22 protein-coding genes are annotated in these 23,109 nt (G+C 70.4%); 14 read left to right on the forward strand and 8 right to left on the reverse strand.

Annotated features, from left to right (window positions below; all coding sequences use genetic code 11):
* Positions 1–97: 97 nt before the first annotated feature.
* Complete coding sequence (locus tag ACIG5F_RS25225) at positions 98–715, forward strand: hypothetical protein (protein ID WP_396521382.1); 618 nt, start codon at positions 98–100, stop codon at positions 713–715.
* Positions 716–896: 181 nt separating this feature from the next.
* On the opposite strand, the gene ACIG5F_RS25230 is transcribed toward ACIG5F_RS25225, so the two are convergent.
* Positions 897–2,387 carry a hypothetical protein gene (locus ACIG5F_RS25230; RefSeq protein ID WP_396521384.1) on the reverse strand — a complete coding sequence of 497 codons (1,491 nt, stop codon included), beginning with the start codon at positions 2,385–2,387 and terminating at the stop codon, positions 897–899.
* A gap of 267 nt (positions 2,388–2,654) precedes the next feature.
* Between ACIG5F_RS25230 and ACIG5F_RS25235 the strand changes: the two genes are divergently transcribed.
* From ACIG5F_RS25235 to ACIG5F_RS25270, 8 genes are all read left to right on the forward strand, one after another.
* On the forward strand, positions 2,655–3,239 hold the full coding sequence (locus ACIG5F_RS25235; protein WP_396521386.1) for a hypothetical protein: 585 nt from the start codon (positions 2,655–2,657) through the stop codon (positions 3,237–3,239).
* 96 nt (positions 3,240–3,335) lie between these two features.
* Positions 3,336–4,547, forward strand: coding sequence for an FGGY family carbohydrate kinase (locus tag ACIG5F_RS25240; RefSeq protein WP_396521388.1), 1,212 nt, complete (start codon positions 3,336–3,338; stop codon positions 4,545–4,547).
* A 53-nt stretch (positions 4,548–4,600) separates the two neighbouring features.
* The gene (locus ACIG5F_RS25245; RefSeq protein ID WP_396521390.1) at positions 4,601–5,083 is read left to right on the forward strand and encodes a GtrA family protein; all 483 of its coding nucleotides are present in this window, start codon (positions 4,601–4,603) and stop codon (positions 5,081–5,083) included.
* A gap of 78 nt (positions 5,084–5,161) precedes the next feature.
* Entirely contained in the window at positions 5,162–6,346 is a 1,185-nt protein-coding gene (locus ACIG5F_RS25250; RefSeq protein ID WP_396521392.1) for an alginate lyase family protein, read from the forward strand.
* A 147-nt stretch (positions 6,347–6,493) separates the two neighbouring features.
* Positions 6,494–10,279 carry a carboxypeptidase regulatory-like domain-containing protein gene (locus tag ACIG5F_RS25255; protein WP_396521394.1) on the forward strand — a complete coding sequence of 1,262 codons (3,786 nt, stop codon included), beginning with the start codon at positions 6,494–6,496 and terminating at the stop codon, positions 10,277–10,279.
* Between the two features lie 235 nt (positions 10,280–10,514).
* The gene (locus ACIG5F_RS25260) at positions 10,515–11,264 is read left to right on the forward strand and encodes a class I SAM-dependent methyltransferase (RefSeq protein ID WP_396521395.1); all 750 of its coding nucleotides are present in this window, start codon (positions 10,515–10,517) and stop codon (positions 11,262–11,264) included.
* The gene (locus ACIG5F_RS25265; protein ID WP_396521397.1) at positions 11,261–12,166 is read left to right on the forward strand and encodes a DUF4037 domain-containing protein; all 906 of its coding nucleotides are present in this window, start codon (positions 11,261–11,263) and stop codon (positions 12,164–12,166) included. The genes ACIG5F_RS25260 and ACIG5F_RS25265 overlap by 4 nt, the downstream gene beginning before the upstream one ends.
* A gap of 3 nt (positions 12,167–12,169) precedes the next feature.
* On the forward strand, positions 12,170–12,913 hold the full coding sequence (locus ACIG5F_RS25270) for an SDR family NAD(P)-dependent oxidoreductase (RefSeq protein ID WP_396521399.1): 744 nt from the start codon (positions 12,170–12,172) through the stop codon (positions 12,911–12,913).
* Between the two features lie 3 nt (positions 12,914–12,916).
* On the opposite strand, the gene ACIG5F_RS25275 is transcribed toward ACIG5F_RS25270, so the two are convergent.
* From ACIG5F_RS25275 to ACIG5F_RS25295, 5 genes are all read right to left on the reverse strand, one after another.
* Positions 12,917–13,801: a hypothetical protein gene (locus ACIG5F_RS25275; RefSeq protein ID WP_396521400.1), complete on the reverse strand. Its 885-nt coding sequence runs from the start codon at positions 13,799–13,801 to the stop codon at positions 12,917–12,919.
* Positions 13,798–14,700: an anti-sigma factor RsbA family regulatory protein gene (locus tag ACIG5F_RS25280; RefSeq protein ID WP_396521402.1), complete on the reverse strand. Its 903-nt coding sequence runs from the start codon at positions 14,698–14,700 to the stop codon at positions 13,798–13,800. The genes ACIG5F_RS25275 and ACIG5F_RS25280 overlap by 4 nt, the downstream gene beginning before the upstream one ends.
* Positions 14,701–14,715: 15 nt before the next feature.
* On the reverse strand, positions 14,716–15,177 hold the full coding sequence (locus ACIG5F_RS25285; protein ID WP_396521404.1) for a DUF6328 family protein: 462 nt from the start codon (positions 15,175–15,177) through the stop codon (positions 14,716–14,718).
* Between the two features lie 18 nt (positions 15,178–15,195).
* Positions 15,196–15,597 (reverse strand): DUF6292 family protein, encoded by a 402-nt coding sequence (locus tag ACIG5F_RS25290; protein WP_396521406.1) that lies wholly within the window; start codon positions 15,595–15,597, stop codon positions 15,196–15,198.
* A 78-nt stretch (positions 15,598–15,675) separates the two neighbouring features.
* On the reverse strand, positions 15,676–16,080 hold the full coding sequence (locus ACIG5F_RS25295; protein ID WP_396521408.1) for an ATP-binding protein: 405 nt from the start codon (positions 16,078–16,080) through the stop codon (positions 15,676–15,678).
* Between the two features lie 135 nt (positions 16,081–16,215).
* Here ACIG5F_RS25295 and ACIG5F_RS25300 point away from each other — a divergent pair, with 135 nt between their 5' ends.
* Positions 16,216–16,482, forward strand: a complete 267-nt coding sequence (locus ACIG5F_RS25300) for a DUF3040 domain-containing protein (protein WP_396521410.1) — start codon at positions 16,216–16,218, stop codon at positions 16,480–16,482.
* A gap of 112 nt (positions 16,483–16,594) precedes the next feature.
* Here ACIG5F_RS25300 and ACIG5F_RS25305 read toward each other — a convergent pair whose 3' ends face one another.
* Positions 16,595–17,038, reverse strand: a complete 444-nt coding sequence (locus tag ACIG5F_RS25305) for a YdeI/OmpD-associated family protein (protein ID WP_396521412.1) — start codon at positions 17,036–17,038, stop codon at positions 16,595–16,597.
* 18 nt (positions 17,039–17,056) lie between these two features.
* On the opposite strand from ACIG5F_RS25305, the gene ACIG5F_RS25310 reads away from it, so the two are divergent.
* Positions 17,057–17,797, forward strand: a complete 741-nt coding sequence (locus ACIG5F_RS25310; protein ID WP_396521414.1) for a nucleotidyltransferase domain-containing protein — start codon at positions 17,057–17,059, stop codon at positions 17,795–17,797.
* A gap of 24 nt (positions 17,798–17,821) precedes the next feature.
* Here ACIG5F_RS25310 and ACIG5F_RS25315 read toward each other — a convergent pair whose 3' ends face one another.
* Positions 17,822–18,778 carry a helix-turn-helix domain-containing protein gene (locus ACIG5F_RS25315; RefSeq protein WP_396521416.1) on the reverse strand — a complete coding sequence of 319 codons (957 nt, stop codon included), beginning with the start codon at positions 18,776–18,778 and terminating at the stop codon, positions 17,822–17,824.
* 154 nt (positions 18,779–18,932) lie between these two features.
* On the opposite strand from ACIG5F_RS25315, the gene ACIG5F_RS25320 reads away from it, so the two are divergent.
* The 3 genes from ACIG5F_RS25320 to ACIG5F_RS25330 are packed head-to-tail and all read left to right on the forward strand — an operon-like array spanning position 18,933 to position 23,100.
* Complete coding sequence (locus ACIG5F_RS25320) at positions 18,933–20,021, forward strand: mandelate racemase/muconate lactonizing enzyme family protein (RefSeq protein WP_396521418.1); 1,089 nt, start codon at positions 18,933–18,935, stop codon at positions 20,019–20,021.
* A gap of 55 nt (positions 20,022–20,076) precedes the next feature.
* On the forward strand, positions 20,077–22,137 hold the full coding sequence (locus ACIG5F_RS25325; protein WP_396521420.1) for a fibronectin type III domain-containing protein: 2,061 nt from the start codon (positions 20,077–20,079) through the stop codon (positions 22,135–22,137).
* Positions 22,138–22,158: 21 nt separating this feature from the next.
* Positions 22,159–23,100 carry a carbohydrate ABC transporter permease gene (locus tag ACIG5F_RS25330; RefSeq protein ID WP_396521422.1) on the forward strand — a complete coding sequence of 314 codons (942 nt, stop codon included), beginning with the start codon at positions 22,159–22,161 and terminating at the stop codon, positions 23,098–23,100.
* The last annotated feature ends 9 nt before the right edge of the window (positions 23,101–23,109 follow it).

The following is a 23,109-nucleotide window of genomic DNA, read 5'->3' on the forward strand; positions in this document are numbered from 1 at the left end:
TGCGCCGTGCTCACAGGATGTGCCCACAGTGCGCACAGCTCGCGCACAGGCCGGCTCGCCAGGGTGGCTGTCACAAGCCCGAACCAGGAGGAAACCGATGGACACCCAGCAGCCCGCCGAAGGTTCCGAGCCGGTCTGGGGTGCAGCGCCGCAGCCGCAGCCACAGCCGGCCGCCACGCCCGACGGCGCACCGCAGCCGCCGAAGCGCTGGTCGGCGGGCAAGACCGCCGCCGTGGTCGCCGTCGCCGCCGTGGTCGCCGCGGGTGGTGGCTACGGCATCTCCAAGCTGGTCGAGACCGGCACCGCCAGCGCCGCCACCCAGGGGCCGGGCGCCGGCGGCTTCGGGGCCGGCGGGGCCGGCGGCCGCGGTGGCTTCGGCGGCGGGGCCGGCGGCATCGGCGCCCTGATGACCGCCCTGCACGGCGACTTCACCGTCTCCGAGAACGGCAGCTACGTCACCGAACGGCTCCAGACCGGCGAGATCACCGCGATCAGCGCCACCTCCGTCACCGCCAAGAGCACCGACGGCTACACCCAGACGTACGTGATCGACTCGTCCACCCTGGTCGACAACGGCGACGAGCAGGTCAGCGCGCTCAAGACCGGCACCACGGTGACGATCGTGGCCAAGCTGTCCGGCGACACCGGCACCGCCACGTCCATCAGCGACCAGCAGCTCCCCGGCCGCGGCGCCGCCCCCGGCACCGGCATCTGACCGCCCCCCCGGTGCTTGGAAGGGGGCTTTCCTCCACTCGGAGTGGAGGAAAGCCCCCTTCCTACACTTGCTGGGGGGTGGGGGCACTTGCTGGGGGTGGGGCAGGGCGGGTGATGCCACATGCGCTTCCTATGTGGCTTCCAATGCCACATAGGAAGCGCATGTGGCATCAGCGGGGGTGTCAGACGAGTTCGGCTAGGGGGAAGGCGCGGTGGCGGCGGGGCGGGATGAGGTAGTTCTGCCGCCGGGTCGCGGTGATGAACCGTTCCAGCCCGTGGTCCTCCTCGTCCAGGTTGTACTTCTCCAGCAGGTCGACCGCGGACTGGTTGGCCCGCATGGTGGCGAAGAAGTCGGCGCTGGGGAAGAAGCCGGAGAACTGGAGTTTCGGCGTGTTGCGGCCGGTGGTGGTGTCCATGGCGTCGAAGCCGGGGCCGTCGATGCGGATGTGGATCGGCCGGCCGTCGGGGGTGCGGGCGGAGCGTTGCAGCGTGGACAGGTGGCCCATGCGCTCGAACTGCTGGGCGCTCTGCTCGGCGTAGCCGGCCCCGTGGAACTGGTTGCGCACGATCGCGCCGCGCATGGTCAGGTTCATCGGGCCGCCGCCGTTGTAGAACGGGTCGGCGGGGTTCTGCTCGACCGGCGCGGGGGAGTGGAACATGTACTGGATCCGCTCGTCGAACGGCTCCCGGGTGTCCGGGCCCTCGTCCGGGTCGCGCCCGTTGAGATAGAACTGCTCCAGGTCCAGCAGCACGTGCGAGAGGTGCTGGATCGCCCCGTTGTCGAAGTACGAGCCGGCCGTGGCCGTGCTCAGGTGGATGCCGCCACCGCCGACGAAGGTCACGTTCTGGGCCGGCGCGGCCGCGTCGACCTGCTGGTCGGCGAAGCCCATCCACATCGGCGAGTCGGAGTTGACGAAGGACTGCCAGGCGAAGCCGGCGTTGGCCGCGACGTAGCGGGGCAGGCCGATCTGCACGAACATCGCGCGCGACGAGGTGATCCGCATGCCGGCGTCGAACTGCGGCGAGGCGACGGCCCGGCCGATCAGCTTGTTGCTGCCCGACAGCCACGACACCACGTCGGCCACGTACGACGAGTCGTCGCCGCGCACCGTGAACAGCAGGTCGTTGCTCTCCATCCGCACCGGCACGTTGAACGCCGGCCGGCGCAGTGCCAGCACGTGCGAGCCGGGGGCCACGTCGGTGGGTGAGGGCACCGCGCGCCGCAGCACCGGCTGGTTGTCGGACAGGGTCCGCGGCATGTTCGCGCTCACGACCGACGCCGGGAACCGGGCGAAGTAGTTGTCGCTGTAGGAGACGTGCGTGAAAATTCCCCCCGGCGCGTACGGATAGTTCGCCTCGATGGTGCGCAGCGCCGATTCCATTCGCGACACGTCGGCCCGGCTGGGCCGGGCGGTGAGGGTGGCGGTGAGGAAAACCGTGTGCACCGGCGGCATGCCGATCGGAATGCCGTCGTAGGTGACGGCGGGCGGCATGAACGGGCCGAGATCGAACTGGATGTCCGGGAACGCAGCCGCCGTGTCGGCCATCGCCAGCCGCTGCGGCACGATCGCGCCGTCCTGCAACAGGGCCAGGGTGCCGAGCGCGCCGGTGAACGCGCCCGCGGTGCGCAGCAGGGTGCGCCGCGAGACGGGCTTGCCAAGGATCGGCGCCATCGGGGTGGCCTGCGCCGCGGATCTCGGGTGGGCCACGGGACAGCGGCCGGGGACTATTTTTTCGGACACGGAAACCTCCGCGACGGAAAGGTTGTACAATTCTTCCCGGGGGTAGTCAGGGCGGGGAAATTGCACCGCCGAGTCTACGTCTGCCGCCGTTAGGGACAAACCCCCGAAAGGCCCGTAGAATGCGTCCGTTCAGGCTGGTCACAATTACTTAGGAACCGGTGTCGTGAATACCTAGTATTCCTAGGTAGGGTGGCCGGCATGCCCGTCACCGCAGCCGATCTGCACGCCGCCACCGAAGCCCTCGAAGCCGCCCTGGGGCCCGTCGTGGACCGCGACTGGACCGCCACGAGCGGAACCGGCGACCTGAACGCCTACCGCACCGCCGAGCACGTCGGCGACTGCGTGCTGTCCTACGCCGCCCAGCTCGTGACCCGCCGCGACGACCGCTATGTCGCCTACGAGGCCGCGCTCATGAAGGACGCCACCGTCGCCGACGCCCTGGAGTTCGCCATCACCGGCGGGCGGCTGCTGGCCGCCACGGTCGCCGTGACCGGCCCCGAGGTCCGGGCCTACCACCCGACCGGCATGGCCGATCCCGAGGGTTTCGCCGGCATGGGCGTGGTGGAGATCCTTGTGCACGGTGAGGACATCGCCCGCGGGCTCGGTGTCGCGCTGGACCCGCCGGCCGACGTCTGCGCCCGGGTCCTGGCCCGGATGTTTCCGGAGGTCACCGTGGACGCCGATCCGTGGACGGCGCTGCTGTGGGCCACGGATCGCGTCGAGTTGCCGGATCTGCCGAACCGGGCAGGCTGGCGGTGGCGGGGGGCGCCGATCCTGGACTGAGTTCGGACAGTTCGCCCACAGCTGTCAACTCGTCCACTACGCAGCGTAGAAGACCGCCATGATGAGACGAAGGGCGCGTGCGACGGAGGTGCGTTGATGACGGCGGCAGGTGCGGTCTTCGGGGTCGAGGTCGGGGCCGACTCGGTCCGGGTGGCCGTGCTCGGCGATCACCTGGCCGTGCTGGACCACGTCCAGCTGCGCTACCCGCGCGGCACCCTCGACCCGTACGCCGCGCTGGACGTGGTGTTCGCGGCCATCGACCGCTGCGTCCAGCTGTGCGCGACCAGACAGCTGCCGGTGCGCGGCATGGCCCTGGCCGGATCCGGCGACACCTTGCTGGGCCTGGACGAGCTGGACCGGCCGATGACCCCGGTGTTCCACGGTCCGGATCCGCAGACCCGCGCCCTGGCCCAGCGGATCGGCCCGGAGGTGCGGCACGCCACCGGCGCCACCGCGCACGGCGGATCGCCGCTGGTCCGGCTGGCCTGGTTCGCCGAGCACGGCCCCGACCTGCTCACCCGCGTCGCCCGATGGTGTGAACTCAAGGACTTCGTGCTGTCCCGGCTGACCGCCCGGGTGCTGGCCGACACCTCGTGCGCCTCGGCCGGCGGCCTGCTGGCCGTGGCCGAACCCCAGTGGTCGGCCAAGGCGCTGGAGCTGGCCGGCATCGGCACCGCCCAGCTGCCGCCGCTGGTCGACCCCACCGACCAGGTGCCGCTGGTGACCGAGGCGGCCCAGCTGCTGGCGTTGCCGGCGCTGCTGCCGCTGGTGGTCGGCGCGGCCGGGCTGCCGCTGGCGGCGCTGGGCATGGGCGTGACCGACACCGGCACCGCCGCGCTCTGGCTCGGCTCCCGGCTCGTGCTGGCCGTGCTGAGTCCTCGTCCCGTCGCCGACGACGTGCTGTTCACGCAGCGACTGGCTGACGGCGTCTGGGCCGTCGGCGTGGACCTGTCCGACGGCCACGCCCCGCCGGCCGTGCGGATCGACGGCCTCGGTCGGCTGCTGGTCGCCGCCGGGGAAGCGCTCTCCGCCGCCGGCACGCCGATCAGGCGGGTCCGGGTCGACCCGGCTGTGCTCAAGGTGCCGATGGTCGCCGAGGTCGTCGCCGCCGCGCTGGGCGTGCCGGTGGAGATCGCCCCCGACGAGCCGCCGGCCGCCGTCGGGGCCGCCCTGCTCGCGGCCCGCACGCTGGGCTTCGCCCCCGGCATCGAGGCCGCCGCCCGCACCCGGCCCGCGGTCCGCACGGTGGCCCCGGATCCCCAGCTCAGCGCGGCCGACGTGGAGCGGCTGAGCGGGACCAGTCGCTGAACGTTTGGCGAACCGGGAGCATCCCTAGGCGAAGTCTTGGCAGGATGGAAGGCGTGCCGACTCAGACCCTCCCGTCCCGGACTCGCCTGGAGCGCCTCGGCGACGTGCTCACCTCGTGGGCGACCAAGCTGCCGAGCCGACTGCGCTTCATCACGCCCGAGCTGGTCGGGTTCGTCATCCTGGGCACCTTCACCTTCGCCATCGACATGGCCATCCTGGCCGCGATGAACATCTGGTTCCCGGCCGTGCCGCTGCCGGTCGACGTGGCCCTGGGCTACCTGTGCGCGTTCGGCCTGAACTACGTGCTGAACCGGACCATGAACTTCAAGTCGCACGCCCCGGTGGGCAGCCAGCTGCTGAAGTTCGTGGTGATCACGCTGGCCGATCTGGGCTTCACCACGCTGGCCACCACCTGGCTGGCCGACATCGGCGTTCCCTTCGCCGTCGCCCGGGTGATGGCCGCCTGCTGCGTCGGTTTGTTCACATATGTGGCCGCGCGGTTCTGGGTTTTCCGAAAAGAGACCGTGCAAGATTGACGAAAGTGGTCTGGACCTCTAAGACTGACATTCCCCTGCAAGTTCTCGGTCAGGCACCGCCGCCATCCGAGGAGTGTCATGTCGAAACGTGTGACCACCACCCTGCTCGCGATCGTGTCGCTGCTCGTCAGCCTGCTGGCCGTCGGATCGGTTAGCCAGCCGGCCTGGGCCGCGCCCGCCGCGTTCACGCATCCCGGCGTGCTGGTCAGCCGGGCGCAGCTGGACTACATCCGGGCCCAGGTCAACGCCGGCGCGCAGCCGCAGACCCAGGCGTACCAGGCGATGATGTCCGACGCCCTGTTGTCGCAGAGCAGGCAGCCCACCCCGCGCTCGGTCGTCGAGTGCGGTCCGTACTCCAACCCGAACCTCGGCTGCACCAACGAGCGCCAGGACGCGCTCGCGGCCTACGGCAACGCGCTGGCCTGGTACATCACCCAGAACGCGACGTACGCCCAGAAGGCCATCGCCTACATGGACGCCTGGTCCGGGACGATCACCAGCCACACCAACAGCAACGCCCCGCTGCAGACCGGCTGGGCCGGCTCGGTGTGGCCGCGCGCCGCGGAGATCATCCGCTACACCTACACCGGCGGCTGGGCCAACCTCAGCCGGTTCCAGACCATGCTGCGCAACGTCTACCTGCCCGTCGTCATCAAGGGCAGCTTCAGCAACGGCAACTGGGAACTGACCATGATGGAGGCGGCCGTCGGCATCTCCGTCTTCCTCGACGACAAGACCAGCTACGACACCGCCATGGCCAAGTACATGCTGCGCGTGCCCGCGTACGTGTACCTGTCCACCGACGGCGCGCTGCCCAAGACCGTGCCCGGCGGCCCCACCGGCAGCTCCGCGCTGATCAGCTACTGGCAGGGCCAGAGCACCTTCGTCAACGGCCTGACCCAGGAGACCTGCCGCGACTTCACGCACACCGGCTACGGCATCGCGTCCATCTCGGACGTCGCCGAGACCTCCCGGATCCAGGGCACCGACCTGTACGGCGGCGACATCGGCACCCGCCTGCGCTACGCCCTCGGCTTCCAGGCCCAGTACGAGCTCGGCGCGGCCGTGCCGTCCTGGCTGTGCGGCGGCGCCGTGAACAAGGGCCTCGGCCCGGTGACCGAGGTCGGCTACAACGCCCTGGCCTACCGGGGGACCAACGTCATGACCAACACCAAGACGCTGGTCACCAACAACCGGCCGGCCGGCGACAACATCCTGTTCGTGGCCTGGGAGACCCTGACCCACGGCAACCAGCCCAACTGACACCCCCTGTCGCACGTGAGCGGCCCGCTCCGGGCCGCTCACGTGCTTGTGCTGTTTACGTCAATTCCGTGTCGTGTGCTTCCCGTTCCCCATGGTGTAGACCAAAAAGGGACGCTCTGGCCGCCCGCCCAGACGTAGGGGAGTCACATGTTCCGTGCCTTGTCGGGGGTTCTGCTCGCCGCCGCGGTGGCCGTTCTCGGCGCACCGGCGCCGGCCAACGCATCGACCCCCGCTTCCTACCAGTCCGTCTGCGACGCGCCGAGCCCCGGCACGTTCTCCTGCTTCGCCTTGCGCCGCACGGGAATCCAGCCGCATGTGCAGGCGTCCCCTGCCGGCTTCGGCCCGTCCGACCTGCAAAGCGCGTACTCGCTGCCGGCCAGCGGCGGGACCGGTCAGACCGTGGCCATCGTCGACGCCTACGACGACCCCACCGCCGAGGCCGACCTGGCCGTGTACCGCCAGCAGTACGGCCTGCCGCCGTGCACCACCGCCAACGGCTGCTTCCGCAAGGTCGACCAGCGCGGCGGCGCCCAGTACCCGGCGCCCAACGCCGGCTGGGCCGGGGAGATCTCCCTCGACCTCGACATGGTCTCGGCCGTCGCCCCCAACGCCCACATCCTGCTCGTGGAGGCCGACGACTCCGCCGACACCAACCTCGGCGCGTCGGTGGACGAGGCTGTGGCCCTGGGGGCCAAGTTCGTCTCGAACTCCTACGGCACCGAGTATTCCGCCACGCCCGGCTCCGGCGAAGACCCCTCCGAGACCACCACTCTCGACGCCTCCTACAACCATCCCGGGGTCGCGATCGTCGCCTCGTCCGGCGACTCCGGCTACGGCGTGTCCTACCCGGCGGCCTCCCAGCACGTCACCTCCGTCGGCGGCACGAGCCTGACCCGCACCGCCGTCGGTTGGTCGGAAACCGCTTGGGGCGGCGCGGGTTCCGGCTGCTCGCTCTACGAGCCCAAGCCGGCCTTCCAGCACGACACCGGCTGCGCCAACCGCACGGTCGCCGACGTCTCCGCCGTCGCCGACCCCGCCACCGGCGTCGCCGTCTACCAGGACGGCATCGGCTGGAGCGTGTACGGCGGCACCAGCGTCTCCTCCCCGGTCATCGCCGGTGTGTACGCCGACGCCGGCACTCCGGCAGAGGGGACCTACCCCAACTCCTACCCGTATACCGCCGGCGCCGGCCTGCACGACGTCACCAGCGGCATCAACGGCGCCTGCACGGTCGGCGCCCTGTGCAACGCCATGACCGGCTATGACGGCCCGACCGGCCTCGGCACCCCTGCTGGCCTTCAGGCTTTCCGCGCCGGCCCGCACGGCACGCTGACCGGCACCGTCACCGACCGCGCCGGGAAACCGCTTACCGAGGCGGCCGTCAGCGACGGAACCGACGTCGCCCGCACCGACGGCCAGGGCCGCTACACGCTCATCCTTCCCACCGGGACAAGGGATCTCACCGTCACCGCGTACGGGCACGCGACTGGGAAAGCCACGCTGACCGTCCGCGAGAACGCCACCATCACGAAGAACTTCGCGCTGGCCCAGGTGCCGAGCGAAACCGTCTCGGGCAAGGTCACCGACGGCTCCGGCCAAGGGTGGCCGCTGTACGCGAAGGTCACCGTCGACGGCGATCCCAATGCCGTGTGGACCGATCCGCTGACCGGCCGCTACCAGCTGACCCTGCCGGAGAACACCGACTACACCCTGGCCTTCGCGCCCGCAGCGCCCGGCTACAACCAGGTCACCAGGACCGTGCACGTCGCCCGGTCCCCGCTGTCCGTGGACGCCACGCCGACCGCGGATCCGTGGAAGGCCGACGCCCCCGGCTACCGGCTCGCCCTGGCCGGTCCGACGGTTCCCTTCGACTCCACCACCTCCGCGCCGGCCGGCTGGAGCGTGGTCAACGCCCCCGACACCACCGCCGGCTGGCAGTTCGACGACCCGGACGGCCGGGGCAACGCGACCGGCGGCGACGGCGCGTTCGCCATCGCCGACAGCAACCACTGGGGATTCTCCAGCAACTTCGACACGTCCCTGATCACCCCGGTGTACGACCTCAGCGGCGACACGCAGCCGGAGGTCGCGTTCGACAGCATGTGGACCATCAACCCGACCTACGAGTCGTTCGAGGTGCAGGCCACCGCCGACAACGGGGCGACCTGGACCACCGTGTGGGCGCCCGATCTCAGCGGCAACGACTACTTCCTCAACCGGACCCGTTTCGACGTTCCCCTCACCGCCTACGCCGGCAAGTCCGCCGTGCAGCTGCGTTTCCACTACAAGGCGCACGGCGGCTGGTACTGGGGGATCGACAACGTCTTCGTCGGACAGCGCAACTTCACGCCCGTCGCCGGCGGCCTGGTCGTCGGCGCCGCGCGGGACGCGAACACCGGCCGGGGCGCGGTCGACGCGACGATCACCGACCAGGGCGACTCGTCCGTTCGGGCCAAGACCGTCGCGACCCCGGAGAGCGGGGGCTACTACTCGCTGTTCGTTCCCGGGCCGGGAAAGCACGTGCTCACCGCGGCCAAGGTCGGCTACTCCAGCACATCGCGAACGGTAGACGTCCGCGCCCACAACACCGTCGCGGCCGACTACCGGCTCGAAGCCGGGCAGCTGCGCGTGGACCCGGGGTCGATCACCGCGTCCGTCGGCAAGAACGGGCACACCACCCAAACCCTGACCGTCACCAACACCGGCGACGCGCCGGCCACCCTCGACATCGGTCGCCAGGCCGACGCACCCTTGGTGGCCGCCACTTCCGCGCCGCTGCAACGGATTCCGGGCGTCTATCCGACCGGTCATATCACCGGGCAGCCGCAGGCCTCTCGACCCGCGGCCACGGTTCCTGCCGACGCCGCCTGGCACAACGTCCAGAGCCTGCCCGGAATTCTGATGGACGACGTCGCCGAGGCCTACCACGGCAAGATCTACGCCGGGCTGGGCGACACCGGGCTGACCATCGGCGATCCCGGCCCCGGCAACCTTTTTGTGCTCGATCCGGCCGCCGGCGTCTGGACCCAGCTCGCCTCCACCGCCGACACCCACCAGGCGCCCGGACACGGCATCGTCGGCGACAAGCTCTACGTCGCCGGCGGCTGGGGCGTCGACGGGGCCATGGATCCGAAGCTGGAGATCTACGACTTCGCCAGCGACACCTGGTCCACCGGCGCCGACGACCCCGCTCCCTATGCGGCCGCCGGCAGCTCCGTCCTCGACGGTCAGCTCTACCTCGTCGGCGGCTGCGGGCCCGCTTTCTGCGGCACCGTCGATGTTTCCGTCTACAACCCGACCACCAACGCCTGGCACAAGGCCGCTTCGTATCCCGAGCCCATCTCCTGGGCCTCCTGCGGCGGGATCGAAGGCAAGCTCTACTGCGCCGGCGGCGCCACCGACAGCGCCGGGGCGATCCGGCACGCCTACGTCTACGACCCCGCCACCGACGCCTGGTCCGCGCTGCCCGACCTGCCCATCCCCCTGTGGGGCTCGGCCTACTCCGCCGCCAACGGCCTGCTGGTCGTCTCCAGCGGCGTCACCGCCGGCAGCACCCTGACCAACCAGGGCTTCACCTACAACCCTCGAACCGGCTCGTGGAATGCCCTGCCCAACGCCAACACCGCCACCTACCGCGGCGCCGGCGTCCTCGGCTTCTACAAGGTCGGCGGCTCCCCGTACAGCGTCTTTCCCACCGCTGCCGTGGAATACCTGCCCGGCTACGCCGTCGACCCCAGCGCCGGCGTGCCCTGGCTGGCCGCCAGCGCCACGCACCTGACCTTGCGACCCCACCAGCGGGTGACCTTCACCGTCACCCTCGACAGCTCCCCGATCAGCCAACCCGGCAAGTACACCGCTGCCCTCGTGTTCGGCAGCAGCACCCCCTACCCGATCCCCGCAGTACCGGTCACCCTCACTGTCAACCCCCGCTGACCCTCTTTGTCGCACGTGAGTGGCTCATTTCGCCTATACGCCCACCTGAGCCACTCACGTGCCTCCCTTTGTCGCACGTGAGTGGCTCATTTCGCCTGTACGCCCGCCTCAGCCACTCACGTGCCTCCCAAAGACGCACGTGAGTGGCTCAGGTGGCTCTGGAGCGCAAATGAGCCACTCACGTGCGGGCGCGTCCGGTGGAAATGGGCTTGCCGGGCGTGTGAGGCTGGAGGGCATGGACACCTTCGAGGAGCTGATCGCCGAGGGCGCGGCGGTGCCGGTCGAGGGCTGGGACTTCTCCTGGTTCGAGGGCCGGGCGACGGAAGCCCGCCCGTCCTGGGGCTATGCCCGCATGATCGGCGAGCGGATGGCCACGGTGGAGTCCGTTTTGGACGTTCAGACCGGCGGCGGCGAGGTGCTGAACACCGTCGAGAAGCTGCCGGCCCGGACGGCGGCCACCGACGGTTGGCCGCCGAGTGTGGCGGTGGCCCGGCGGCTGCTGGAGCCGCGCGGGGTGGAGGTGGTGCAGGCCGGCAACCTCGATCCGCTGCCGTTCCCGGACGCCTCGTTCGAGCTGGTGGTCAGCCGGCATCCCACCGAGGTCGGCTGGTCGGAGATCGCGCGGGTGCTGCGACCCGGCGGCACCTATCTGTCGCAGCAGGTGGGATCCGGTTCCATGCACGAGGTCAGCGAGGCGTTCCTGGGCCCGCTGGAGATCGACAACTCCCGTGATCCCGAGCTCGCGGCGGCCGACGCGGAGCAGGTCGGACTGGAGGTGGTGGACCTGCGGCACGAGTCGCTGCTGGCCACCTTCGACGACATCGCGGCGGTGGTGCACTTCCTGCGCAAGGTGATCTGGATCGTCCCTGGGTTCACCGTGGACGGTTATCGCCCGCAGCTGCGGGCGGTGCACGACCAGATCCGGCGCGGCGGCCCGTTCGTCGCGCACACCAAGCGTTTCCTCATCGAGGCCCGCAAGCCGTGAAGGGCCTCGATGAGTCCCGGGAGCACTACGAGGCGGAGCTGGCGCCCAAGCTGCAAGGCATTCCGCACGCCGCCGCCCGCATCGGCCACGGCTCGGAAGTGCTGGGCTTCGACACGGAGCGCTCCCGGGACCACGACTGGGGCCCGTTCGTCCAGATCTTCGCGCCGGACCCGGAATCGTTGCCGGTCAAGGCTTTTCGAGTGGGGGACTGGCTGCGGGGGCACCTGGGCTTCGACCCGCTGGCCGGGGTGACGACCTTCGACTGGCTCGCCACCTCGTCCCAGGGCTTCGCCGAGGTCACGGCGGGCGCGGTGTTCCACGACGACCTTGGCGACCTCACCCGGGCCCGGGCGTCGCTGGCCTGGTATCCCGACGACATCTGGCGATACCTGTTGGCCTGTCAGTGGAAACGCCTCAGCCAGGAGGAGGCGTTCGTCGGCCGGACGGCCGAGGTGGGCGACGACCTGGGCTCCGCGGTGATCGCCGCCCGGCTGGCCCGGGACGTGATGCGGCTGTGCTTCCTGATGTCCCGCCGCTACGCCCCGTACGGCAAGTGGTTCGGCAGCGCCTTCGCCCAACTGCCTTGCGCGGCAACACTTTCACCCATGCTTCGAGGCGCGTTCGGACCCGACCGCGAGGAGCACCTGGCCGCCGCCTACCGGCACGTCGCCGGCTGGCACAACGAACTCGGCCTCACCGAGCCGCTGGACCCGGCCATCCGCCCGTACCACACCCGGCCCTACCAGGTCCTGCACGCCGAGCGCTTCGCCGAGGCCCTGCTGGACACCGTCGCCGATCCCGAGATCCGCGGACTTCCCTGGCACGGCAACGTCGACCAGGCCTTCGACAGCACCGATGCCCTGCGTAATCGCGACCTGTGCCGGGCCCTGTTCAGGAGGTAGACCGTGACGAGGTTGGACGGCCGGCGCGCGCTGATCACGGGCGGCACCGGCGGCATCGGACGGGCGATCGCCGCCCGGCTGGCCGATGCCGGGGCGGCGGTGGTGATCACCGGGCGGGACGCCCGGCGCGGTGAGGAGGTGGCCGCCCGCCTGCGCGACAGCGGCGCCAAGGCGGACTTCGTGCCAGCCGACCTGTCCGGCGGCGGCGCGGCGGTGCGCGAGCTGGTCGACCGGGCCGGCGAGATCGACATCCTGGTCAACAACGCCGCGGCCGTGGTCACCGGCAACCACTCCATGCTGGACGCCACCGAACAGCAGCTCGACACCGTGCTCGGCATGAACGTCAAGGTCCCGTTCCTGCTGGCCACCGCGCTGGTCCCCGGCATGATCGCCCGCGGCGGCGGCGTGGTGGTCAACATCGGCTCCATCGCCGGCAGCACCGCGCCCCTGGTCACGCCCGTCTACGGCGCCAGCAAGGCCGCCTTGCACCTGCTGACCAAGTCGTGGGCCGTCGAACTGGCCGCCAAGGGCGTTCGGGTCAACGCCGTCGCCCCCGGCCCCGTCCGCACCGAACTCGACGACGACGCCCGCCTCGCCCGAGTCGCCGAAGTCGGCGCCGGCTTCCCCTCCGGCCGCCCCAGCACCGCCGACGAGGTCGCCGCCGCCGTCCTGTTCCTGGCCGGCGACGAGGCCGCCAACATCCACGGCGTGATCATCCCGGTGGACGGCGGCGGCTCAGTGATCTGAGGGCTAGGCGCGGTGGACGCGCAGGCCGATTCCGCCGGCGGCCAACAGGACCGCGCCGGCGATCAGGACCAGGAGGGCCCCGTTGATGGCGCCGTGGGTCCAGTCCCACACGGCTTCCGGCACGGCGATGGTCACGCCGATCACGCCGCCGATGAGCAGGATCGGCATCCGGTCGGCCAGGTAGCAGCCGAAGCACACCAGGGCCACCACGAACGTCGTCGAGTAGACGATGAAGGCGTGCTCGGGGAACTGCGCGCCGATCAGGGCCAGGGCGGCGGCGACGCCGGCCCCGGTCGCACGGTGCCGAACGACCTCTGAACCGACCAGTACAGCCCAGACCACGGCGAGCACCAGCAGACCGGCGCCGATCCACGAGGGCGACCAGCCGCCCAGGTCCACCAGCCCGACCACCGTCGAAGCACCGGCCAGGCCGGCCACCGGCAGCGCGAACACCGCCGGCCAGGCGGCATAGCCGGCGACCGCGAGCAGCAGCCCGGCGACCCCGCCGGCCAGCGCCGGATGGGTGTCGAAGGCGACCGAGCCGGCCAGGCCGCCGGTCAGCGCGCCCAAGGCCAGCAGCACACCGGTGACCTGGTTGCGCAGTGCGACAGCGGCCCCGATCAGCAGCACGGTGACGCCGACCAGCAACCACACCCGGCCGGCATGGGAGAAGGACTCCCACGAGTTGCCGACCACGAGCGCGGCCCCGGCCAGCAGCAGCGCGCCGCCGACGTAGCCGACGACCTCGGCGATCCGCCGGCGCATCGGGGTCGCCGGCTCCGCGTCGGTCAGCGCCTCACGCACCGCGTCGGCCTCCTGCCGGGACAACGTGCCGGCCGAGACCAAATCACCCAGTGCCCGTTCCTGACCATGCGCGAGCCTCGTCATGCTTGCCGGGTACCCGTTTCCCCGATCCGCAACCGCACCACCGTGCCGAAATCCGGCGAGGACCGCACCTGTGCCAGGTCGCACAGTTGGTTGACCATCCACATGCCCCGACCGCGCGGCTGGGCCAGCGTCGGCCGGCGGCGGCCGACCAGCGGATCGCTGATCACGCCCTCGTCGCGCACCTCGCACACCAGGTCGCCGTCCTCGGCCCACAGCCGCAGCATGCCGCCGCCACCGCCGTGGTCGACGCTGTTCACCATCACCTCGTGCACCGCCAGCGCGAGCCGCTCGACGGCGTCGGCGTCGAGGCCGTGCCGACGCGCCTTGCCGGCGACGTACTCCCGCACGCCGGTCACGCTGTCCAGGTCGAACCGCAGCAAGGCGGTGGGGCCGAACGGCTCCGGCAGCGGCTGGGCCAGCGTGCAGCCGCGGTGCCGCGCGTCGAAGGCGGGATTCGATGCGCCGTCCCACCACGGGTGGCTGGCCCGGGACGGGGCCGGCTCGGGCCGCGCGTACGCGCACAGCAGCCGCCAGTCGGTGTCGGCGAAGGCGACGTTCAGCAGCACCTCGTGCTGGTGGCACTCGACCAGCGCCGCGGTCCCCCGACCCTCGTGCACCGGCTCGCCGACCCCCCGGCACGGCCGACCCGCGTTGCGGTTCAGGAAGTCCTGCCACAGCGGGATGATCCGCGCCGGATTGTGGCCGACGTCGAGCATGTCCAGGAATTCGACGCCGTCGGCGTCCGCGCCGAGCGCCTTGCGCGCCGGGCCCAGGCGCTGGGCCGGCGCCACCACCAGCACGGCGGCGTCCTCGGCCAGCCCGCCCCGCACGAACTCGGTCACCCGGGCGACAAAGCCCTCCTCGCCGTCGTAGCCGAAGGCCTCGTGCCGGAACCCCACCGCGTCACCGTATGCCTAGCGGGGCGAGATCCGCATCCAGAGCGGCAGGATGAACCACAGCATGAGGAAAAGCAGCCCGAAGCCGGCGGCGAGCAGGGCGCCGAGCAGAGCGCCGAACACCACGTAGCCGACCATCAGGATGGTGCCGGTCATGGCCGCCGCCAGCAGGATCAGCCCGACCAGCGCCGACACCGACGCGGTGCGGATGATCTGCTCGCGATGGCCGTGCCGGAACAGGATCCGGTGCCACGCGGCCGGCGCGATCAGGAACGCCGCCGAGCCCGCGGCCAGCGAGGTCGTCACCACGTGGGTCACGTGCACCAGGTGGCCGGCGTTCGCGTAGCGGTCGGTGAAGGCCAGCGTGAGCAGGAAGCCGAACAGCACCTGCACGCCGTTCTGCGCGACGCGCAACTCCTGGAGCAGCTCGGCGAGATTGCGGGCCAGCCGTTCCGGTTCGGTCTCCTCGGGCGCGATCACGCCCCGCAGTACACCACGCTAGGCGGCGACGAACTTGGCCAGCCGGTCGGCCAGCCGCTCCCGGGACCGGCAGCGCGGCGGGTTGGGCTGGCCCGGGCAGTTGCCCACCACCACCTCGTCCACGAAGTGCCGGATCCGGCCGGGCGTGGGCAGCGGGTCGGGGCCGAGGTAGCTGAGCACCACCGGGCCGTCCAGGGTGTCGATCTCCAGGCCGATCGACCAGCCGTGCCGCTCGTCCCAGACCAGCATCAGGTCGAACTCGGCGAACAGCGGATGCCGGCTGGGCAGCGCGATGTAGGCCGAGGCCAGGTCGCCGACCTCGTGGTACATGGCGTCCGGCGGCACGCCCAGTAAGCGGGCGACCGTGGTGATGTACCTGCCGAGGCCGAGAGCCGCCTCGCTGTTCGGTGCGACGTTCATGCCTCGCCCCCCGCGATCGGTGGTAAGTCAATCGTGGATACCCGGGACGGCGCTAACTCAAACGTGTTGTGACCCAGCTCACATAAGTGGCATGGTGAAGGACACCTCGGTGCCGTCCGACCTGCGGTTCAGGCTCATCCGCGCGGCCAGCGCCTTGATCAACATCAGCCCCCGGCCCCGGTCGCCCGGATCGTCCGGCTGCTGTCGCCACGTTCCGTAGTCGCGCACCCGGCCGTGCACCGCCCCCGCGTCGTCCACGGCCAGCCACACGTCCACCGACCCCGGCTCGCCCGCGCGGTACCCGTGCTCGATCGCGTTGGCCGCGGCCTCGCCCACCACCAGTTGCAGGTCCTCCAGCAGCTCCCCGGACAGGCCCGCCGAGGCCGCCCAGTCCTTGACCACCTTGCGCATGCCGGCCAGCTCCCCGGGTAGGCCGCTGAACCGCAGGGCCAGCGGGACGGCGTGCGTCCGCGCCCTGTCCACGTCCTCGCGTCTAGACCCGTTCACCTGACCTCCGGCGATCAGGCTATCCAGCACCGGGTCGGGCTGCCAGTGAACCGGGGGCGGGTCGCGCCGGTATATGGGGGCGCAGTCGCCGCCTGGACGAGTGGAGCCGGAATGCTCAGTCAGCACGAACGCCGCCAGCTGGAGGAGATCGAGCGCGGTCTGACCGCCCAGTATCCGGCGCTCGCCACCCGCCTAAGCGGCAGTGTGCTCGACCGGTACCGGTGGGTGCTGGAGGTCATGTGGGTGTTCGGGCTGGGCTGCTTCGTGCTCGGCATCGTGGTCAACAGCGGCCAGCTGGGCATGTCCGGCCTCGGCTTCCTGATCGCCGGCCTGCTGCTGCGGCACCGCAAGTACCTGTTCACCCTGTTCAGCGGCTGACCAACCCCCGCGCCCACCGAGAGCAGGTTTCGGGCCGGTCATCGAGCCCGGGACGGCCGGAACCCCGCAATTGCCAGGTTCGTCTGCTTCGATGGATTCGGGGGCTGCTCAGTCAGCTTCCGCCCTTGAGCCGTTCGACCGTCTTGCCCAGGCGGTTCTGGCGGGTCTCGGGCTTCTTGGCCTCCTCGATCCAGCGCACGTACTCCTTGCGGTGGGAGAACGGCAGGCCGTCGAACAGCTTCTGGGCCTCGGGGTCGGCGGCGAGGACGGCGGCGAGGTCGGCCGGGACGGCCACCTCGCGAGGAGTGGTGTCGAGGGTGATCTCCACGTCGACCTCGTCCCCGGCGGCGACGCCGGCGGCGGTGCGGTTCTCGGCGCTGAGGGGGATGAGGAACTGGCCGCCCCGGACCGCGACGGAGCTCCGGTAGGTGTGACCGCCGATGGTGACCCGCACCTTGGGCTGTCGGCCGGCGTCGAGGGCCTCGACCACCTCGACCGGCACGGGCAGCCCGGTGGCGGTCTTGCCGCCCAGCTGGACTGTGGTCCGGAATCTCATGCCGGCAGTATGAGCCCCATGACCGTCTTCACGCCCGAGGATCGCGACCGCCTGCTGACCGTGCTGATCGACCGGGCCCGCGGGGACGGCCGGGTCGGCGGGGCGGCGCTGACGGGGTCGGGGGCGCTGGGCGGGGCGGACCGGTGGTCGGACATCGACTTCGCGCTGGGCATCACCGGCGACCGCGACGAGGTGCTGGCCGACTGGACGGCGTTCCTGTACGAGGAGCACGGCGTCGTCCACCACATGGATGTGCCGTTCCGCTCGGCGATCTACCGGGTGTTCCTGCGGCCGGACAGCCTCCAGGTGGACATCGCCTTCGTGCCGGCGGCCGAGTTCGGGGCCACCGCCCCGACCTTCCGGCTGCTGTTCGGCGCCGCCGCCGAGCAGCAGCCGACCACGCCGCCGAGCGCCCGGGCGGAGATCGACATGGCCTGGCTGTACGCCCTGCACGTGCGTTCCAGCATCGAGCGCGGCCGGGAATGGCAGGCCGAGCACATGCTGGGCGGCCTCCGCAACGCCGTGCTGACGCTCATGTGCCTGCGCCACGGCGTCCCTGCCAGCCAGGGCCGCGGCCTGCACCTGCTCCCGCCCGACGAAACCAAGGCCGCCTTGGCAACACTCGTCGGCACGCTGGACGAGCCCGAGCTGCGCCGGGCCTTCCGCGCGGCGGTGGAGCTGCTACTGAACGAGACGGTTCAGGTCGACCCGGCCCTGGCCCGGACCCTGACCGTCCCCCTGCAAGCAATGCTCGCCTGACCAGGCCCCCCGAAAGCGGGGGTGTCAGCGGGTGAGGTTCAGGCGCTGGTCGCGGGTGTCGGTGGGGGTGCAGCCGAAGCGGGCCCGGTACTGGCGGGAAAAGTGAGCGATGTCCGTGATGCCCCATTTGGCGCAGATGGCGCCGATCATCAGGTCGGGGCGGGCCAGCAGGTCGGCGTGGCAGCCGTCGAGGCGGCGGTTCTTGATGTGCGTGGACACGGTCTCGCCGCGCTGTTGGAAGAGGCGGTGCAGGGTGCGCACGGAGATGTGGTGGGCGGCGGCGATGCGCTCCACCGAGAGCTCGGGGTCGCCGAGCCAGCTGTCGATGTAGGCGCTGATCTGGGCCTCCAGCGCCGGGGAGAGAGGCTGGGCGCGCCGGGACAGGGTGCCCACCAGCAGATCCGAGACGGCCTCGGAGGCGGCGGCCAGGCCCGCACTGTCCAGGCCGGACGCGACCTTCATGGTGGCGAGCACGTGCTGCACCAGCAGTTCCCCGACGCCCTCGACGGCCAGCGCGGTGCCCAGCAGCCGGTTGACGCCGGGGATCTGGCTGTCCAGGCGGGCCGAGTCGAGATAGATGGTGAGCAGCCGGTTGTGCGTGGAGTGCCGGGCCTCCAACGGGTTGACGGTCGAGCAGAGGGCGGCCCGCCCGGGCTTGAGCAGCAGGTCGGCGCCGCGGTGGCGGATGCGGGTGGTGCCTTCCACGCAGATGCACAGATAGGTCAAACCGTTGGGAGACAGTCGGATCAGCGATTCGGTCCGTTCGGTGTGGGCCCCGGTGCCCTGATAGGTCCAGTCGAACGTGGTCACGCCGCCGATCAGCAGGCGGGTCACGGTCCGGAATCCGGTGCCGGGTCGGCCCAGCGTGCCCGAGTACTGCAGGCTCTGGCCACCGACCGGCAGCGCGAATGTCTGACGGCCACTGGCCTTCTCGACGACGCCCTCGTCTACGCGATGGTGAAAGGCGGCTGCCGGCGGCATGGCGCGAGTGTACGCGCGGGCGGATCTTGGGCCCTCGACACGGCCCGGTAACGGCTGAAACACGACCCATTGACACCCGGCAAAGCCACGTTAACAATCACGTACCACCGATCGTATAGGATCCATGAAGACCGAACCCAATGGAGGGCGAGGCGTGGCGACAGTCCGCAAGGCCGAGGCGTTCCTGGTGGACCTCGAGGTCGAGCAGGTGCGCACGGACGCCGTGCAGGCCTTCCTGTCCCAGGAGACGGTCTTCGTCGAGCTGACCACCGATGACGACGCCGTCGGCCTCGGCTACACCTACACCATCGGCACCGGCGGCACGGCCGTGCTGGCCCTGCTGCGGGACCACCTGCTGCCCCGCCTGGTCGGCGCGGACGCCACCCGGATCGAAGCGGTCTGGCACGACCTGTTCGCCTCGACCAGGGCCACCACCGTCGGCGCGATCACCTCGCTGGCCCTGGCCGCCGTCGACACCGCGCTGTGGGACCTGCGCTGCCTGCGCGCTGGCCAGCCGCTGTGGCGGGTGGCCGGCGGCTTCCGGTCCCGGGTTCCCTTGTACGACACCGAGACCGGCTGGCTGCACCTGAACACCGACGAGTTGGTGGCCGGCGCGCTGAAGGCGCGGGACGCGGGCTGGCAGGGCATCAAGGTCAAGGTGGGCAAGCCCAGCGGGGCCGAGGACGCGGCGCGGCTGGCCGCGGTGCGCGAGGCGGTCGGCCCGCACTTCCCGGTCATGGTCGACGCCAACCAGTCGATGACGCTGGCCGAGGCGCTGCGCCGGGCCGAGCTGTTCGCGCCGCTGGGCCTGACCTGGCTGGAGGAGCCGATGTCGGCCGACGACGTGGCCGCGCACGAACGGCTGGCCCACGCCACCAACATTCCGATCGCCGTCGGCGAGTCGCTGTACTCGGTCGCGCAGTTCCGCGAGTACCTGCACCGGGGCGCGGCCTCGGTGGTGCAGGTGGACGTGGCGCGCATCGGCGGCATCACGCCGTGGCTGAAGGTCGCGCACACCGCTGAGACGTTCAACGCGGAGGTCTGTCCGCACTTCTTGATGGAGCTGCACGTGAGCCTGGCGGCCGCCGTGCCCAACGGCCGGTTCGTCGAGCACATCCCGCAGCTGCGGGCCATCACCACTGGGGAGATGTCCGTTGTGGACGGTCACGCCGTCGCTCCGGACACGCCGGGGCTGGGCATCGCCTGGAACCGGGACGCCATGGACGACCTCCGGGTCGCCTGACCAGCAGTGTCCCTTTTGGACAGTCAGCAATGATGCGACTGAGATGGAGTTTTCGATGAGTGGGAGAACGACGCGGCTGCTGGCGGCGGCAGCCGCGGCCCTGCTGGCGATCGCGGTGGCGCAGGCCCCGTCGGCCGCCGCCGCCCCGGACGCCAAGCCGGCCAAGGCCGACAGCGCTGACAAGCCCTACATGGGCTTCAGCACCTGGAGCCTGGAGTCGACCAACTATCCCGGGGTCAATCCGACCGGCCCGGCCAGTTGGCTCAACGAGGCCAATGTCATCAAGCAGACCGACGTCGTGGCCAGCACGCTCAAGTCGCATGGCTACCAGTACGTCAACGTGGACGCCGGCTGGATGGGCGGCTACGACAGCTACGCGCGGCCGCTGTCCAACGCCACCACCTTCCCGCACGGCATGAAGTACCTCGGCGACTACATCCACGGCAAGGGCCTGAAGTTCGGCGCCTACCTGGCCGTGGGCTTGGACATCCGCGCCTACAACAACGGCAACACGCCGATCTACGGCGCCAAGAACTGCTACACCCGCAACCTGGTCTACCCCGACCTGCGCACCACCAACGGGTGGAACAGCTCGTACAAGATCGACTTCAGCAATCCCTGCGCCCAGGCCTACATCAACTCCGTGGCCAACGAGCTGGCCGGCTGGGGCGTCGACTTCCTGAAGCTGGACGGCGTCGGCCCTGGCTCCTTCCAGGGCGGCGCCAACTACGACAACACCAGCGACGTGCAGGCCTGGAACACCGCGCTGGCCAAGACCGGCCGCAAGATCCAGTTCGTCATCTCCTGGAGCCTGAGCCACCGCCAGGCCGACGTGTGGAAGGCCAACAGCAACGGCTGGCGGGTCGACACCGACGTCGAGTGCTACTGCGACACCATCGTCACCTGGAACAACTCGGTCAAGGCCCGCTTCACCGACGTGGTGCAGTGGATCCCCGACGCCGGGCCGGGGCACTGGAACAACCTCGACTCGCTGGACGTCGGCAACGGCAAGATGGACGGCATCACCGACGCCGAGCGCCAGACCTACATGACGCTGTGGGCGATCGAGGCGGCCCCGCTCTACGCCGGCGACGACCTGACCAAGCTGGACTCCTACGGTCTTTCCCTGCTGACCAACGACGAGGTCATCGCGGTCGACCAGGCCGGCATCGCGGCCAAGCCGCTGAGCCAGTCCAGCCAGCAGCAGACCTGGTACGCCCGCAACGCCGACGGCAGCTACACCGTCGCCCTGTTCAACCTGGGCGACGCCACCGCCACCGTCTCGGCCAACCTGGCCCAGCTGGGCATCACCGGTTCGGTCAAGGTCCGGGACCTGTGGAGCCACAAGGATCTCGCCAACGCATCCGGCACGATCTCCGCGCAGCTGCCCACCCACGGCTCGCAGCTGCTGAAGATCACCCCGACCGGCAAGGACAACGTGCCCAACCCGCCCGGCGGCCTGCACGCCACCGCCGCGTCCGGCACCACCGCTGCCGGCAACAGCGTGACCCTGGCCTGGGACCCGGCCTACAACGGCACCACCCCGGCCACCAGCTACGAGATCTACAACGGCACCACCCGCCTGCTGACGACCAGTGGCACCTCGGCCACCGTGGCCAGCCTGGCCCCGTCGGGCACGTTCGACTTCACCGTCGTCGCAATTGACCGCAACGGCAAGAAGTCCCAGCCCAGCACCACCTTCACGGTGTCAACGGCGGACAAGAACGGGTCGATCAACTACGAGGCCGAGGCCTCGGTCAACACCGTGGCCGGCGGCGCGTCGGTCAACGACTGCGGCCCGTGCTCGGGCGGCAAGAAGGTCGGCAACCTCGGCGGCACCGGCAGCCTGACCTTCCCGAACGTGTGGGCGCCCAAGGACGGCACCTACCTGATGACCGTGTCCTATGTGGACGGCGACTCCAGCCGCACCGCCCAGGTGACGGTGAACGGCGTGCCGTTCCGCCTGCCCCTGGCCGGCAGCAACGACAACGACTGGAACACGCCGCAGACCGCGGTGGTGCCGATCACGCTCAAGGCCGGCGGCAGCAACGTGGTGGTGTTCAACGGCCCCACGCCGCAGGACTACGTGTCGGACATCGACAAGATCACCATCTGAGTTGAGAGGGGACATGCCGTGGTGACCGCGACACAGAACACGACGACACTGCCGGTGGCGCCGGTCGCCACGGCACGTCGCCGCCGCAAGGGCAGCAAGCGGGGGCACCTGCCCATCGCCCTGATCATGATCACCCCCGCCGTCGTCGGGTTCCTGGTCTTCTTCGCCTACCCGACGATCCAGGGCATCTACTACAGCTTCACCGACTTCCACGTGCTGTCCGCGCCCAACTGGGTCGGGCTGGACAACTTCCGCGAGCTGCTCGGCGACGACGTGTTCTGGCACTCGCTGCTGGTGACCGTCTACTTCGTGGTGCTGTCGGTGGTGTTCGGCATCCTGATCTCGCTGGTCACCGCGGTGATCATGCACCGGCTGACCAAGTCAACGCTCATCCGCGGCCTGATCCTGTTGCCCTTCCTCATCTCCGGCGTGATCGCGGCGATGACCTGGTCCTGGATGATGGACCCGGGCCTGGGCATCATCAACTCGCTGCTGGTCAAGCTGACCGGCCACCCGCTGCTGTTCTTCGGCGACAGCGCGCTGGCGGTGCCATCGCTGGCCGCCATCAGCGTGTGGAAGTCCATGGGCTACAACGCGATCCTCATCTTCGCCGGCCTGCAGACCATTCCGGCCAGCATCTACGAGGCCGGCCGGGTGGACGGCGCCACCGAGATGCAGATGTTCCGCCGGCTGACCGTGCCGCTGCTGCGCAACATCCTGGTGATGGTGGTCATCCTGACCGTCATCGGCTCCTTCCAGGTGTTCGACATCGTCCAGGTGACCACCAAGGGCGGCCCGGAGAACGCCTCCCTGGTGTTGCAGATGTACATCTTCAACAAGGCCTTCACCCAGTTCGACTTCGGTTACGCGGCGACGATGTCGCTGGCCCTGTTCGCCATGCTCATCGGCATCACCTTCACCCAGCTCAAGATGACCCGCGCCAGCGAGTCCGACCTCAACTGAGAGGAGTAG

Source organism: Kutzneria sp. NPDC052558, from assembly GCF_044547355.1.
GTDB lineage: Bacteria > Actinomycetota > Actinomycetes > Mycobacteriales > Pseudonocardiaceae > Kutzneria.

Bases quoted from the DNA above. Each gene is read 5' to 3' on its own strand.
- ACIG5F_RS25315 (WP_396521416.1), bottom strand. From the start codon at position 18,778: ATGCCGCCGGCAGCCGCCTTTCACCATCGCGTAGACGAGGGCGTCGTC.
- ACIG5F_RS25235 (WP_396521386.1), top strand. From the start codon at position 2,655: ATGCCCGTCACCGCAGCCGATCTGCACGCCGCCACCGAAGCCCTCGAA.
- ACIG5F_RS25300 (WP_396521410.1), top strand. From the start codon at position 16,216: ATGCTCAGTCAGCACGAACGCCGCCAGCTGGAGGAGATCGAGCGCGGT.
- ACIG5F_RS25255 (WP_396521394.1), top strand. From the start codon at position 6,494: ATGTTCCGTGCCTTGTCGGGGGTTCTGCTCGCCGCCGCGGTGGCCGTT.
- ACIG5F_RS25260 (WP_396521395.1), top strand. From the start codon at position 10,515: ATGGACACCTTCGAGGAGCTGATCGCCGAGGGCGCGGCGGTGCCGGTC.
- ACIG5F_RS25275 (WP_396521400.1), bottom strand. From the start codon at position 13,801: ATGACGAGGCTCGCGCATGGTCAGGAACGGGCACTGGGTGATTTGGTC.
- ACIG5F_RS25250 (WP_396521392.1), top strand. From the start codon at position 5,162: ATGTCGAAACGTGTGACCACCACCCTGCTCGCGATCGTGTCGCTGCTC.
- ACIG5F_RS25310 (WP_396521414.1), top strand. From the start codon at position 17,057: ATGACCGTCTTCACGCCCGAGGATCGCGACCGCCTGCTGACCGTGCTG.
- ACIG5F_RS25325 (WP_396521420.1), top strand. From the start codon at position 20,077: ATGAGTGGGAGAACGACGCGGCTGCTGGCGGCGGCAGCCGCGGCCCTG.
- ACIG5F_RS25230 (WP_396521384.1), bottom strand. From the start codon at position 2,387: ATGGCGCCGATCCTTGGCAAGCCCGTCTCGCGGCGCACCCTGCTGCGC.
- ACIG5F_RS25305 (WP_396521412.1), bottom strand. From the start codon at position 17,038: ATGAGATTCCGGACCACAGTCCAGCTGGGCGGCAAGACCGCCACCGGG.
- ACIG5F_RS25225 (WP_396521382.1), top strand. From the start codon at position 98: ATGGACACCCAGCAGCCCGCCGAAGGTTCCGAGCCGGTCTGGGGTGCA.
- ACIG5F_RS25290 (WP_396521406.1), bottom strand. From the start codon at position 15,597: ATGAACGTCGCACCGAACAGCGAGGCGGCTCTCGGCCTCGGCAGGTAC.
- ACIG5F_RS25240 (WP_396521388.1), top strand. From the start codon at position 3,336: ATGACGGCGGCAGGTGCGGTCTTCGGGGTCGAGGTCGGGGCCGACTCG.